Consider the following 14358-nt stretch of genomic DNA (forward strand, 5'->3'; position numbering starts at 1 on the left):
TTAACTGGTTTTTGGCTCAATTATAATATTCTCAACCGCGTTAATGCTGTCATTAGAGGTAACAGGCTCAAAAACAGGGTTGGAGTTTTGGTTCTTATGTTTTTTGACTTCTTTCATAGCAAGTTTATAGAAAAAGATTTGAGAATCCAGAGTCTTTTTACCCCTCTTGTCAATTTTTAAATATTTCCCTTCCGAATTCAACCGGTTAGCTTTTACAGTATCTAATAGAGAAATTTCAAGCAATTCTATGATTCGCTCTTTAGCAATAATATCTTCAATAGGAAAAAGCGTCTCTATTCTTCTGTCTAAATTTCTTGGCATCCAATCACTGCTAGAAAGATATATATCTTCAGAACCATCGTTATGAAAGTAGTAGATTCGGCTATGTTCTAAAAACCTACCTACTATACTAATAACACGAATGTTTTCGCTAATATGAGGAATGCCTGGTTTTAGACAACAGATACCTCTTATAATTAAATCAACCTTAACTCCAGCTATAGATGCACGGTACAAAGCCTTAATAATGTCTATATCTACTAGGGAGTTCATTTTTGCAATAATTTTTGCTTTTTTTCCTTGTTGGGCATGTTGGATCTCAGCTTTAATTAACTCCATAAATTTTCCCCTTAGGTTAAGAGGTGCTACTTCTAGTTTATACAAGTCAGGGGGGTCTGAGTAACCAGATAACATATTAAAGATTGCAGAGACATCTGCGCCAAAAGTCTCCTTACAGGTAAAAAGACCAATATCCGTATAAAACTTTGCTGTAATATCATTATAGTTCCCAGTACCTAAGTGAACATATCTTTTTATTCTATTTTCCTCTATCCGGACAACAAGAGTAATTTTACAGTGGGTTTTAAGTCCTACTAAACCATAAATTACATGACAACCTGCTTTTTCAAGTTTTTTTGCCCATTGAATATTATTTTCTTCATCAAAACGAGCCTTAACCTCTAATAAGACCGTAACCTGTTTTCCTCTTTCTGCAGCTTCTATCAAGGCCTGTACAATAGGGGAATCCCCACTTACCCTGTATAGGGTTTGCTTGATGGCTAGTACTTGTGGATCAATCGAAGCTTTTTTTACGAAGTCAATAACAGGGTCAAAGCTTTCGTAGGGGTGATGGAGAAGGATGTCCTTTTTTGCAATAGCATCTAATATGTCATCACTATCGATCAGATCCTTAGGTATTTGAGGGGTATGATGGGGATATTTCAAGAAATCATAACCCTCTAGGTTATATATTTTCAAGAGAAAAGTTAAATCTAGAGGCCCATCAATATAATAAATTTCCCCTTCGTGAATCTCCAAAGCAGTTTTTAGTATATGGATTAGTCTTGTATCTATAGATTTATGAATTTCTAACCGAATAGCTGATCCTCGTCTTCTATTTCTCAAAGATCGCTCTATTTCAACAAGTAAATCTTCTGCGTCTTCCTCTTCGATCGTTAAATCTGTGTCCCTAGTGATGCGATAAGGAAAAGAACAAACAACTGGATGCCCCAGGAATAATTCTTCAATAAATAGGGTAATTATTTCTTCTAAAAGGATAAAACGCTTAGAGTGACCTTTGCTGCAAGGTAACTCTTTGAAACGAGGAAGTAGAGAGGGAACTTGGACCGTTGCAAAAACAAATTCACCCTCTGCAGACTTATCTTCAATTAGAACAGCAATATTTAGGCTTTTGTTCAAAATTAATGGGAAAGGTCTACTGGAATCCACTGCCATGGGAGTCAAAACAGGGTAAACAACATTCTTAAAATAGTCTTCTAAAAAAAGTATTTCGTCTTTATGTAAATCATCCTTCGATAAAAGAAATATGCTTTGCTTTTTTAAACTAGGTACAATAGAATTATTGAAAAGCTGATACTGTTGAGAAATCATTTTATGTGTCTCTAAAGAAATAGCATTAAGCTGTTTTTTAGGTGAGAGACCAGAGGGATCAAGTTTATTATAACCAGCAAGAACCTGATTCTTTAAGGAGGCTACTCGAATCATAAAGAACTCATCAAGATTTGAACTAACAATGGATAAAAATTTTAAACGTTCAAGTAATGGATTTTTACTATTTTTGGCCTCTTGTAAAACTCTATAGTTAAATTCCAACCAACTAAGTTCTCTGTTAATATAGTATTCCCTTTTATTTAAATTTACTTCTACCATCCTTATGCCTCTCTTTCTATACTTAGAATAGGTGTAATGCCAAAGACCTCCTCAAAAAAGAAGGATTTATTATGGAAGGTCCACTCTTCCAGTAGAGTATCGGCTTTAGCAATAGCTTTAATAATCATTTTTTTTTCTTGAAACTTTACTCTAATATCCTTAATTTTTTGTTGGTGACTTCTGTCAAGGGCATCAGCAATTCTGATGATTGATACTAGCTTGGCAACAACAACTCTATCCTGGAAGCTCAACTGATTAAAATTTTTATGGGCCATAGTAGGGGTCAAGTCACTATGATATTTTGCGATGTTAGCTATAATCTCCAACTGTTGTTGGGAAATCCCCATAATATTAGAAGCTATAATAATGTCGTAGGAGTGTTTATAGTGCTTATTCATATTAATAAATTTTCCTATGTCATGTAGTACTGCTGCCAATGATAGTAATAATCTTTCTTGGTCACCTAAACCATGGAATTTTTTTAAAGCATCAAATAGAATCAAAGATTTCTTCTCTACTTCATGTGCATGATTTTGATCACAACGATATTTTTCTGCTATTGTTTTAACAAGTGAATAAGTATCTTGGAGAAATTCTTGCTTTCTATTAGTATTGAATTTCTCATCTATAATATTAGAAACAATGCCATCCTCTAAGGATACCAAAGGGGTGTAGATCTTGGCAGAGGAGGTCGTGTCCAAAAATATTTTTGTAAGCATCATAGTAGGAAGGAGTATATAGGCCCCTTCTTGGGAAATGTTGTGACGATATATTGCTTTATGGTGGGGGTTTTTAAGAAGTTCCTGATATATAGTTAAAAACCGAGTTTTATCAATCAAATAATCAGTGCAATTACAAATGCTGCATATATCCTTGATGATGTCACCAACTAAAACAAAGTGCTTAATTGGCCCATGAAAATCAAAAGTTTTCCATAGTATATCAGTATTACTTCTGATATAATCCTCTAAAACTTTAGGGAAGTTCAGGGTCTTATCTTCTAGACTCACTAAAAGCTCCTTCAGCCTAAGGGAACCTAGCTTTAAATCTTGGCTAAAGGTTAAATTTCCATTACTATAGATAGAAAGTTCGATACTACCTGAACCAATATCTAAAAACATAGATCCTTCACTTCTACGTTGTTGATAATTAGGGAGCTTTTCTCTAACAGCCTTATATGTAAGAAATCTTTTAAGAGAACTATTTATAAGTTCAACATTTAATCCTGTTTTTGATTTAATCTGATCTAAAATATAATCTCTATTTTCTGCTTCTCTGATGCCGGTGGTAGCAAAAGCCTGATAAGTTTGTACCTTGTAAGTATTCATCAATCTTTTGAAACCTTTAAGAATCTGACAAACTTCATCAACAACTTCATAGCTTACTTTACCTTTTGAAAATGTATCTCTTCCCAATGAGGTTTTCTTACTAACCTTTTCTAGTGTTATAATTTCTTGTTTTTCTGTTACCTCAACGATCTTTATTTTTAAGGCATGGGAGCCTACGCTTATACCAGCAATTGTTAAGGGCTTTTTACTTTTATTCATGACGATTCCCCCAGGTAATTTTAGTAAATATTTTATATTATATTTCAGGGGAATGATGTCTTAAAGCTCAAAAATGTTAAATTTTTGTTAAATTTTAGATTGAATTAACATTAATCTTAACAAAGAATGGTACTATTTAATTGTTGTTTTTAAACCAGTAATTAGATAAATGATGGTCTGGGGTAAAAGAGCTAAATGAGGGGAACTAATCAATGTAAAGTACCAGATGTAAATTATAATTCGAAAATGTACAATTATTATATTTTTTATGCTTTTAAAAAATGTACAAATATTTTTACTTATATTTATTGGCATTAGGAGATATGCTTTCTGCCATAGGAATGGTAAAAAAACCTGAAACAGCACCGACATCGAGTAAAGTATGATTTTTTGGATAGGCATTTGGCTAATAAGTACCTCCGGTGGTATGAGTTTCTCTCTTTGATTGTTATCTAAAAAAGCAATTTTATTTAAAAGCTTTTGATCTAGTTGATTGTGATTATACATGTGATTCATAATATAACTTCCATAAAATATAATACAGAATGTAATTATCTATATTTGCAAAATGAGTAGTTCTAACTGCTTATATTTCTAACTCTTTTTCAAATAATATCATAAATACGTTTTTTTTTAAGGTGGTTAACCATCTTATCTTCGGCGTCCCTCATAATCTTCTCTATATTACAAGCATGATTCTCATTCATTTCACAAGTGAAAAGCCGCCACTACCTTCTATAGCTTGAATGACGTCGTAAAAGCTAATTTCAGTTTTAGTCTTCCTAAGAACCCCCATTTACTCCAGGCGTAGACTGTATAAGGTCAGCCTTGACTAATTGAGTTAGCTTTTGTAATTCCTTCGCAAACATAATACAGACTGCATTCATCCATGATATATTGGTGGATTTTGTTATGGCAATAAAAGTTTTAGTTAGATAATTTTATGTTCATATTAAATATTGACACTGTTAAGATACAAAAGTATAATAACCTTAACGATGTTAACATACTGGAGGTTATAGGAAATGACAAGTAAACCATATCACCATGGAGATCTACGAAATTCACTAATAGAAGCTGGTATTGAGCTAATTAACCAAGAGGGTGCAAAACAATTTTCATTACGAAAAGTATCTAGACTATGTGGTGTAAGTCAAGCAGCCCCGTATAGTCACTTTCAAAGTAAAGAGGATCTATTGGAAGCAATGCAGGCCCATGTTGTGAAACAGTTTATGGAGATACTGGAGAATGCAATAAAATCTTGCGCTAATCCAAATGACCCAAGTACTCTTGTTCAAATTGGTAAGAGTTATGTTATGTTTTTTATTAATAACCCCCAATATTTCTATTTTCTATTTTCTCAGCCGTGTATGGAGGTGAATCTTTCCTTAGATGGTGATGGAAGCTCGAACTTTCCACCTTTTGAGTTTTTAAAAACCGTTGCTTTGCCTATTTTCAGAGGGATGGGAATGACAAAGCTTAAAATGGAAGATGCAATCATCTCCTTATGGGCGACCGTGCATGGCCTTGCTTCCATTGCAACAATGAAAAATGTGCATTATGACAAGGCTTGGGAAGAAAAAATCGAAGATATTATTTGGAATAAATAAATTTACTAGCCATTGGCTATACAAATAAGGAGTAACAGGGGATGTTTATTAAGGGTAGGGATAAAGCGAAGCCAGTACTGCTTTTCCTGCATGGAGGTCCAGGTCTACCTACGTATTGGCTTACTAGTAAATATCCTACAGGTCTTGAGGATTATTTTACGGTCTGCTATTGGGAAACACGAGGTACTGGACTTTCCTATAATTCGGAGGTTCCCCCTAAGACTGTTACATGGGAGCAGTTGATATCCGACACAATAGAGGTATCAAACTACCTTCGCAAGCGCTTTGGACAGGAAAAGATTTACCTAATGGGACATTCGGGAGGATCTTTTCTTGGGATTCAGGTTGCTGCACGGGCACCAGAGCTGTACAACGCCTATATCGGCGTGGCTCAGATGTCACGACAGTTCGAATCTGAAAAACTAGCATACAAATATATGATAGAACAGTATACGAAGGTCAGGAATATAAGAATGGTCCAAAAGCTTGAGAAGTTTCCTATACCTGAAATGAATGCTGTGCCAAAGGCATATCGTAATCTACGTGACGAAGCGATGCATAGGCTTGGCATAGGTACGATGCACAATATGAAGTCGGTAATCACGGGTGTCTTTTTCACAAGCTTTCAGAGTAGGGAGTATACCCTTAGTGAAAAGATAAATTTATGGCGTGGTAAAAACTCTAGCCAATATCAGAAGATGTGGGATGAGATGATGGAAACGGATTTGACTAAGATAGTACAGAAGTTGAACATTCCCGTCTATTTCTTTGAAGGTATACACGATTATACATGCAATTATACTTTAACTAAAGAGTATTTTGAGAAACTACAGGCACAGATGAAAGGATTCTATACCTTTACAAATTCAGCCCATAGCCCAATTTTTGAAGAATCTGAAAAAGTCAAAGAAATATTGGAAAAGGATGTGTTGGCAGGAGCAACTAATTTGGCTGATAAAATATAAGGCAAAATCAATTATATGAGTATGTCTGATAAAATGGAAGATTAGCATATTAAAGAAAAATGAAATTCAAAGGAGATCTAAATAACTATTTTATATAATGTTATTATAGCTTCAGGGTAGGAAAACAAAAGGGTTTTTATACTTAGTATATTTTAAAATAAATTGTAGTAAATTTTAAAAAAGGATTTTTTAAAAAAAGGGTGAAGGATAGATGAAAGAGAAGAAATTTGATTTTATGTGGAAGTATGTGTTGAACACATACATATTGTTTTGGATAATGATTTTAGGAATCGGTGGTTTTGCGTCTATGGTGTTCCATGCCCCAACTTTTGTAATGAAATGGGTAGCGGTATTGTGTAGCTGGTCACCAACTATTGTACTTCTAGTTATGCTAAAAAATTTAAAGTCCGGTATGAGTATTAAGAAATTCTATAAGAAAGCATTTAATGAAAAACTGAAAATTGATCTGATTTTGATTATACCAATCATAATAATTGGGATTTTCTTGCTGTCAGTATGGATTTTGTCTACAATAGAACAAACACCTATTATAGCGCAGCTTATATTTGTTCCATCTACTATATTAAGTACCATTCTGTTTACGATTTTACAGGGACCATCAGGGGAAGAGTCTGGATGGCGTGGTTATTTACGTCCAGAAATGGAAGCAAGATATGGTTTCGTTAGAGGAAATATTATTCTAGGTGTGGTTTGGGCATTTTGGCATACGCCCCTTTGGTTTGTCGATTCTGATTTTGTTGGATTGAATTCATTAATTTATATCGTATCAAATATAGTCGTTATGATGGCTTTAACAATTATTATGGCCGTATTTATGAAAAAATGTGATAATTTATTTATAGCCTTCTGGATTCACTTCTGTTTTAACTTCTCATTAAGCTTCTTTGCAGGAGACGCTTATTTTTTCGCGATTATTTCTATTCTATATCTTGTAGTTGGAGTGGCTTTTATTGGAATATATTTAAGCAGTAACAAAAAAGTTACATCTTGTGGTTAAATAAACGTAATGTTTTTAGTAGTATAATGATAGCAAAAATAAATGTTCTTGCGGACACACAATATAGGGAGGACTATAAACTTAGTAGAGAATTGAGAATGGTGAAGAATAGTATTGCAAAATTAGGGGTACATAATAAATTGAGATGGGAAGTGTATATCCTGAATATTATAAGGAGTACGCTTTCACAGGTTTCTTTTTCAAAACCATTAGCATGTTAGTATCGAGGCCGAATTAAATGTAGATATGACGTACGCATAGCAAGTATTAATTTTAAAGTTCAGTAAGTGAGTCGTTTTCAAATTTCAGCCTTGTTTTAAGGATACTTCCACTTCTATAATAAAACAACTATATCCTACCTCAAACAAATTATATAATAAAGTGTGTTGTTATTTTCCCTCAGACTACAAGTTGAGGGAATTTTAATTTAAGGGAGTCTAACTTAGATACTTGCGAAAAAAGTATGGAGATAAGATTGTAGGGTATAGAGATATTATATAAATGATATATTTGAGTATTTTGAGGTCCTGTAGCGAATATAGAATGTAAGTGAAGTTAGAATAGATTGAAAACATAGGATTTTAATATTTAGAAAAAGAATAGAAATAAATTCAAAAACAGTGTAACCTTCTTTAAGGTAAGCCGTTTATATAGTGAAAGGGGGTTTTCGATGAAGTCTGATGCCATGGACAGAGCCTATAGAAAATATTATAAAGAGCTTTACCTTTACGCCCTAAGTCTCTGCCGGCAGGAAGATATGGCGAAGGATTTAGTCAGTGAAACCTTCTATAAAGCCTTTATCACTTCGAATGTACCAGAGGGATCATTTAAGTATTGGCTTTTTAGGATTTTAAAGAATCACTTTATTGACCTAAAACGCAAGGATCACGAATGCTTAACATTAGATTATTACAAGTATGCTCTATCGCACATCTCTGAAAAGGGGCCGGCAAAGAGTGTTCTTCAAAAGGAAAGGGATCAACGCATCTACCAGCTTCTAATTAGACTAGAGCCAGAAAACTACAGGGAGGTTCTCTATCTGTATTATTATGGAGAAATGAGTATCAGAGATATTTCTATTACTATTGATCGGTCGGAAAGCCATACAAAAACCACTCTATATAGAGCTCGAAAAAAATTGGGAAAAGAATTAAAGGAGGATTCCTATGAATTTTAAAGACTTATTGAAGCGGTATAAAGAAGGAACTGCAACAGACGAAGAGGTAAAGATTATTGAGGAAGAACTGGAAAAATATGAATCTTTAGAAGGATATTTTGCTGAGAGTATATCTGATCAGTTTTTCAAAACAGATAAATTTGATGGAGAGACCCTTCCGATCAATGGAGATGAGATAAGAAATATTCAAAAGGTTGTTAATCATAGGTTAGTTAAAGTTGTAATCACATCTGTATTTATTGTGATAGTACTTTACATTGGATTTTTTTACGGAGTTTCCAGTGTAGTAGATAAAATGTACTATGATCCTACAGCGATTACTCAGTCAGAAGAACAGCAATTTAAATCATCTGATTTTTCTTATGACATGCAAGCTTATATTAGCTTGAATATGCCAGGGCATTCTATTTACTCTTTTACCTTCCAGAAACCGAAAGGGTTTGGGACTTATGAACTAAGCTATTCTTTGTGGGATCTCTTTACAAAAAATGATCAACGACATTTTATTGACCTTTCAAGGGGAAGAATTACTCACGCTATTGATGGAATCTTCAGCACACAAAACCGATTCAGTAAATGGCAAGGTTTTGAAAAGATACTGTATCCTTTTCCTGAATATGCATCAAAAGATGCTATAATACTAAGAGATGAAGATGCTCAACGAAAAAATGAAGTAACTCTTCGTTATTTAAACGAGCTTAATCCCCTTTCCTTTATATCTATGAGTATTGTTTTTGATGAAGATCTTACTATGGAAGAGTTTTATCACATGAGGAGAGAGTATTCGGCACTTGACTTTAAATGGGTAGGGGTTCGTACCACGGATCCAGGTACCCAATGGAGTGAAACGCAACCAATGCATTTAGTAGGATTTAACCCGAATTTCAATGATGAACCATCCTCGAATCGCCGACCTGATTCGGAAAAATACCCACTTTTTAATCTAGTTGATATGTGGGATGAACGCACTTTATCAGAAAAGGATTTTCCTGAGGCCTATGGAACCCATTTTCGATCACGTTTGAAATACTTAAGAAATCGTAAAGAATTTGTAGAAATCTTTGACTATAATTTTTATAAGATAGACTTTTATGATGATGCCATTAAGTACATTGATGAACACGGAGTTAAGACCTACGGAGTGCTTGTATATGGAACGGCAGAAGAATTTTTAGAACACATCGATGAAATACCTTATGATACTATTCATATCAATAGTGTTTTATCTACGAGACCAAATATTTACTATCGATAAACAATAATGATTTTTTAATAAATAAAAAGCATCCCCTTCTAGATAAAGTCGGAAGGGGATACTTATTGATAATTTTTTTTATCATCGAGAAGGTATAACCGCCCCCTCGGATGCAGCTTTAACGTTTTTTCTATATTGATATAAATATCCCTTAACACTTTGATAGGATACTTTTCTACCTTCTTTTCTTCGTTGTTCAAAATCAACATTTGGTGCATCAATACTGTCTCGCATTACATCAACAGTGATCATATCTCCGTTCTTTAAATAGGCAATAGGTCCATCGTCAATTGCCTCTGGACAAATATGACCAACAAAACATCCGTTGTTAGAACCAGAAAATCTTCCATCGGTTATAACACAAACCTTGCTGCCTAGATTCATCCCCACTAATAACTTCATAGCCTTATACATTTCTGGCATACCAGGTCCCCCTTTAGGACCTTCGTTTCTAATAACAATTACATCCCCGGGCTGTACTTGATTACCCCGAATACCATTCAATGCTTCTTGCTCGCTTTCGTAAATCCTTGCAGGACCTTGAAAATAAAGGGCTTCTATAGGAATGGCAGAGGGCTTTGTTACTGCACCATCTGGAGCAAGATTACCTTTTAAGATTGCAATACCACCACGGGTGTGAACGGGTTTATCTAGACTTCTAATTACATCATTATTATAGTTTTTAAACATCTGAAGATTTTCCTCTATTGTTTTTGAGGTGCAGGTCATGCAGTCTAAAGACAGCTGACTTCTAAGCTCCTTCATAATTGCTGGAACTCCACCTGCTTCATAAAAATCCAGCAAAGTATATTGACCTGCCGGAATCATAGGGACTAAATGAGGTATGGATTTACTAATTTCTCCAAACTCAAAGATATCTAATGATATTTCAGCCTCGTGGGCTAAAGCTAATAAATGCAATACAGCATTTGTAGAACCCCCTATGGCAGAGTTTACTTTAATAGCGTTTATAATTGCATCTTTCGTTATAATATCCTTTGCTAATATTTCTTTATGTACTAGGTTCATTATTGTCCTGCCACTATCAAAGGCAATGCTTAGCCTTCTACTATAAACAGCAGGCACTGCAGCACTACCTGGAAGGGCAAGTCCTATAGCCTCAGCTAGACAACACATAGTATTGGCTGTTCCAAGCATTGCACAGGAACCAATTGTAGGTACCGCATGATCTTCTATCCAATTGAATTTTTCTTGGTCTATAGCACCTGACTTTAGTGCTCCCTCGGATTGTTGGATAATAGAATGGTCGATATATTCTCCTCCATAGGGATTTCCTTCCTTCATTCTACCCGGTAGAGTTGGACCTCCATTTACAAATACGGTAGGCACATTTACTCGCATTGCCCCCATAAGCATTCCTGGGACGATTTTGTCACAGGAACCTAGAAGAACTAAGCCGTCTAGCCTATGGGCTTCAATCATAGCTTCAATATCATTAGCAATCATTTCTCTAGTGGGTAGCACATATCTCATTCCCCTATGCCCCATAGCGATCCCATCACAAGCTCCAATGGTGCCGAATTCTACTGGGGTTCCACCTGAAGCATATATTCCTTCTTTTACTTTTTGTGTCAGCTGTTTTAAGTTCATATGCCCTGGACAAATTGAATTGAAAGAATTTACTATACCAATAATAGGTTTTTCAAGCTCTGCATTACTAAAACCACTTGATTTATAAAGAGCCCTTACATTTGCCCATTCTGGACCACGTAAAATATCACGACTTCTATTAAACATCGTTTCACCCTTCCCTAAAAGTTTTTTATGTTTACTTCATAATGCTTCCGTGTTTGGAACATCCTTGAATAGGCTAACTTATCGCTACCTTTAAAAAAACCTGTAGCTAGCAGTCCTGTGTGAATACATGTTAGATGATGGACAAAAAAGAATATCATTATTTTTACGTTTTTCTATTAATTTCACATCTCCACGCTCAGTCATAACTTGCTCTTTAATCAATGGATATGCTGATTTCTTTATAAATACATTTACTTCTCTATCTAATGAGTAATCTAAATCATGTTTTAACCTATTAAATAAAATCAAATAAGTTCTCCAGTCTTCAAATTCAACTAAAAGTCTATATCATTTTTGTAATTTTCTTCTTTCTTAGCGGAACAAATAGATTCATCTTTAATATATTATACAGTTTTTTACATATTCTAACAACACATACTGCTATAACGAAGCTTGTTAGTATTTTATCTAAGAAGCTTTTACAAAGGAACAATTGTTTAGCTTAGTTATCCTAATGATATATCCACTAATGGTGGACATAAAAGAAAAAATTTTAAAATAACAACTTTAAAGGCTTTAATTTACCAATGTATATTATAGGCCTTTATTTAGAGGGTATGAGTTGTCATTGAAAGGTTAAGAGATAAAACTGGATTATTTGGCTTTATTAAATATTTGTATAAATATACTTTTGAGCAACAACAACGTATCCAAATCACTCAATCTATTCACTATTAGTTTTAGTAAATGTGAAAAACACTGGTTAAGTTGTATTACAACTTGATTAAAGGATTTAAACTTAATGGAGTTGTATTACAAATATGGATAAGTATACAAAACTAAGAATAATATTTAAATTCCTGTAAAAACCAATTCATTCTTGGGTTATGCAGTTTTGTTTTGGGAGAGTATTGTTAAATTACTCAATAAATATTGACACTATTTACCATAATGTAATATAATTAAGTTAAAAGTTGTATGACGAGTCAAGCGTGGGGAAGTGATAGGATGGACCAGAAGAAAATAAATATTAGTGAAATCGTTTATAAGGCTATTGAAGAAAAAATCTTTAATAAAGAGTGGACACCAGGCATGAAGATAGCTTCTGAAAATCAATTATCTCAAGAATTGGGTGTCAGTAGAATGTCGGTAAGAGAAGCCATTGAGAAAATGGTGGCCTTAAATATACTTACAAAAAAGCATGGTGGAGGAACCTTTGTTAATGAGCTATCCCCCTCAATCTATCTTAATGGCCTAATACCAATGATTATACTTGATCATGACGACTTGTTGGATGTATTAGAGTTTAGAGAAGTAATAGAGGTAGACAGTGCTAGACTTTGTGCAGAGCGTTGTGATGAAGAAACTATTGAAGCGTTGGAAAGATGTTATCAAGTGATGTGTGATAATAACAATAAATCACCTGAATTTGCAAATGCTGACTATCAATTTCATATGGAAATAGCTAAAGGGTCTAAAAACTCTTTAGTTGCCAAAGTAAACACCATATTAACGGATATTTGGAAATTACAGCAGGAGGAAATAAATCGTTGTCTAGGACCTTCCGGAGGGGTTCAAGAGCATAAGAAAATATTGGATGCAATAAAATCAAGGGATCCACAATTAGCTGCTCTCTTTATGCAAAGGCATATTCGAAGAACCTATAATGAAATTCTTAAGATTAAGGAAAAAGAAAAAGAAATTATAGTTAAAGAGGTGACGGCATGATAAGAGCAACAGTAAAATTTCCTAGCTATACGATTCAGGAAGATGCTCTATTGACTGTTGGAGGTGTTATAAAATCCTATGGTCAGAGGGTACTGATAGTGGGTGGAAAAATTGCTTTAGAAAAAGCACAAGAAAAACTAAGAAAATCCTTGGATGAAAATAAATTAGAGATAGTTGATTTTATGTGGTATGGAGGAGAGTGTACATATTCTAACATAGATAAGATTGTCGAAAAGGCGAAGAATGAAAGTGTAGATATAATAGTAGGAGTGGGGGGAGGAAAGGCCCTGGATACGTCAAAAGCCGCTGCAGAGGGGGCTGGTATTCCATCTGTTACAATACCAACTACTGCTGCTACATGTGCAGCTACTACGCCGTTATCTATTATATATACAGAAAAAGGTGACTTTGAAGCCTTACTTCATTTAAGTTCACCACCTGTTCACATTTTTATGGATAGTATTATAATAGCAGATGCTCCTACAAAATACTTATGGGCGGGTATAGGTGATACCATTGCAAAGTATTATGAAGTAAGACTAACTACTAGAGGAAAAAAGCTGTCTCATAGTCCAGCTATGGCTAAAGAGCTAAGTGTCATGTGTCTTGAACCCTTATTGGAATATGGAAGGAAGGCCTTAGAGGATAGTGATAATAAAATAGCCTCCTACGAACTAGAACAGGTTATCTTAAATAACATAATTAGTACTGGTATTGTTTCTATGCTTGTGGGGGATGAAAATAACGGTGCTATTGCTCATGGTACCTTCTATGGATTTACGTTATTAGAAGAAATAGAGAAGCACCATCTTCATGGTGAGGTTGTAGCCTATGGGGTACTACTTCTATTAGCTATCGATAAACAGGAAGAAGAATTAGAACGATTAATTGCTTTCTATAAGGAAATAAAGCTACCGATTAGTTTGAAGGATTTGGGTGTTAAGAATGATAGGGCTTATTTGGATGGTGTATTGGAGAAGGCAATAAATGCTCCGGATATGAAAAAGGTACCTTATATTGTAACTAAAGACATGTTATTTGAAGCAATGCAGAAGCTAGAGGCATTAAAAGGTTAGCACAAACTATTGTTAGTGTTTCTTTGTATTATATTTTACTATGATACAAAGACAT

The 14358-nt window shown here is 34.4% G+C and carries 11 protein-coding genes; 7 read left to right on the forward strand and 4 right to left on the reverse strand.

What is annotated here, in order from left to right; genetic code table 11:
• Both HZR23_RS08655 and HZR23_RS08660 read right to left on the reverse strand, forming a co-directional pair.
• On the reverse strand, positions 1 to 2169 hold the full coding sequence (locus tag HZR23_RS08655; protein ID WP_132849641.1) for an RNA degradosome polyphosphate kinase: 2169 nt from the start codon (positions 2167 to 2169) through the stop codon (positions 1 to 3).
• A gap of 2 nt (positions 2170 to 2171) precedes the next feature.
• Positions 2172 to 3716: a Ppx/GppA phosphatase family protein gene (locus HZR23_RS08660; RefSeq protein WP_132849642.1), complete on the reverse strand. Its 1545-nt coding sequence runs from the start codon at positions 3714 to 3716 to the stop codon at positions 2172 to 2174.
• 1025 nt (positions 3717 to 4741) lie between these two features.
• Between HZR23_RS08660 and HZR23_RS08665 the strand changes: the two genes are divergently transcribed.
• From HZR23_RS08665 to HZR23_RS08685, 5 genes are all read left to right on the forward strand, one after another.
• Positions 4742 to 5326, forward strand: coding sequence for a TetR/AcrR family transcriptional regulator (locus tag HZR23_RS08665; protein ID WP_132849643.1), 585 nt, complete (start codon positions 4742 to 4744; stop codon positions 5324 to 5326).
• 41 nt (positions 5327 to 5367) lie between these two features.
• Positions 5368 to 6291, forward strand: a complete 924-nt coding sequence (locus HZR23_RS08670) for an alpha/beta fold hydrolase (protein ID WP_213050193.1) — start codon at positions 5368 to 5370, stop codon at positions 6289 to 6291.
• Positions 6292 to 6502: 211 nt separating this feature from the next.
• Entirely contained in the window at positions 6503 to 7309 is an 807-nt protein-coding gene (locus HZR23_RS08675; protein ID WP_132849071.1) for a CPBP family intramembrane glutamic endopeptidase, read from the forward strand.
• 670 nt (positions 7310 to 7979) lie between these two features.
• The gene (locus tag HZR23_RS08680) at positions 7980 to 8486 is read left to right on the forward strand and encodes an RNA polymerase sigma factor (RefSeq protein ID WP_132849072.1); all 507 of its coding nucleotides are present in this window, start codon (positions 7980 to 7982) and stop codon (positions 8484 to 8486) included.
• A complete protein-coding gene (locus tag HZR23_RS08685) occupies positions 8476 to 9741 on the forward strand; it encodes an anti sigma factor C-terminal domain-containing protein (protein ID WP_132849073.1) in 1266 nt (421 codons plus the stop codon). The genes HZR23_RS08680 and HZR23_RS08685 overlap by 11 nt, the downstream gene beginning before the upstream one ends.
• Positions 9742 to 9822: 81 nt before the next feature.
• On the opposite strand, the gene ilvD is transcribed toward HZR23_RS08685, so the two are convergent.
• Both ilvD and HZR23_RS08695 read right to left on the reverse strand, forming a co-directional pair.
• Positions 9823 to 11499, reverse strand: a complete 1677-nt coding sequence (gene ilvD, locus HZR23_RS08690) for a dihydroxy-acid dehydratase (protein WP_132849074.1) — start codon at positions 11497 to 11499, stop codon at positions 9823 to 9825.
• 90 nt (positions 11500 to 11589) lie between these two features.
• Positions 11590 to 11808 (reverse strand): hypothetical protein, encoded by a 219-nt coding sequence (locus tag HZR23_RS08695; protein ID WP_132849075.1) that lies wholly within the window; start codon positions 11806 to 11808, stop codon positions 11590 to 11592.
• Between the two features lie 699 nt (positions 11809 to 12507).
• Here HZR23_RS08695 and HZR23_RS08700 point away from each other — a divergent pair.
• Both HZR23_RS08700 and HZR23_RS08705 read left to right on the forward strand, forming a co-directional pair.
• Positions 12508 to 13227 (forward strand): FadR/GntR family transcriptional regulator, encoded by a 720-nt coding sequence (locus HZR23_RS08700; protein ID WP_132849076.1) that lies wholly within the window; start codon positions 12508 to 12510, stop codon positions 13225 to 13227.
• Positions 13224 to 14303 carry an iron-containing alcohol dehydrogenase family protein gene (locus HZR23_RS08705; RefSeq protein ID WP_132849077.1) on the forward strand — a complete coding sequence of 360 codons (1080 nt, stop codon included), beginning with the start codon at positions 13224 to 13226 and terminating at the stop codon, positions 14301 to 14303. The genes HZR23_RS08700 and HZR23_RS08705 overlap by 4 nt, the downstream gene beginning before the upstream one ends.
• Positions 14304 to 14358 lie beyond the last annotated feature (55 nt).

The sequence above is a fragment of the Serpentinicella alkaliphila genome (assembly GCF_018141405.1).
Classification (GTDB): domain Bacteria; phylum Bacillota; class Clostridia; order Peptostreptococcales; family Natronincolaceae; genus Serpentinicella; species Serpentinicella alkaliphila.

Excerpts from the sequence above, each read along its gene's own strand:
- HZR23_RS08655 (WP_132849641.1), bottom strand. The coding sequence starts at position 2,169 with ATGGTAGAAGTAAATTTAAATAAAAGGGAATACTATATTAACAGAGAA.
- HZR23_RS08660 (WP_132849642.1), bottom strand. The coding sequence starts at position 3,716 with ATGAATAAAAGTAAAAAGCCCTTAACAATTGCTGGTATAAGCGTAGGC.
- HZR23_RS08665 (WP_132849643.1), top strand. The coding sequence starts at position 4,742 with ATGACAAGTAAACCATATCACCATGGAGATCTACGAAATTCACTAATA.
- HZR23_RS08670 (WP_213050193.1), top strand. The coding sequence starts at position 5,368 with ATGTTTATTAAGGGTAGGGATAAAGCGAAGCCAGTACTGCTTTTCCTG.
- HZR23_RS08675 (WP_132849071.1), top strand. The coding sequence starts at position 6,503 with ATGAAAGAGAAGAAATTTGATTTTATGTGGAAGTATGTGTTGAACACA.
- HZR23_RS08680 (WP_132849072.1), top strand. The coding sequence starts at position 7,980 with ATGAAGTCTGATGCCATGGACAGAGCCTATAGAAAATATTATAAAGAG.
- HZR23_RS08685 (WP_132849073.1), top strand. The coding sequence starts at position 8,476 with ATGAATTTTAAAGACTTATTGAAGCGGTATAAAGAAGGAACTGCAACA.
- ilvD (WP_132849074.1), bottom strand. The coding sequence starts at position 11,499 with ATGTTTAATAGAAGTCGTGATATTTTACGTGGTCCAGAATGGGCAAAT.
- HZR23_RS08700 (WP_132849076.1), top strand. The coding sequence starts at position 12,508 with ATGGACCAGAAGAAAATAAATATTAGTGAAATCGTTTATAAGGCTATT.
- HZR23_RS08705 (WP_132849077.1), top strand. The coding sequence starts at position 13,224 with ATGATAAGAGCAACAGTAAAATTTCCTAGCTATACGATTCAGGAAGAT.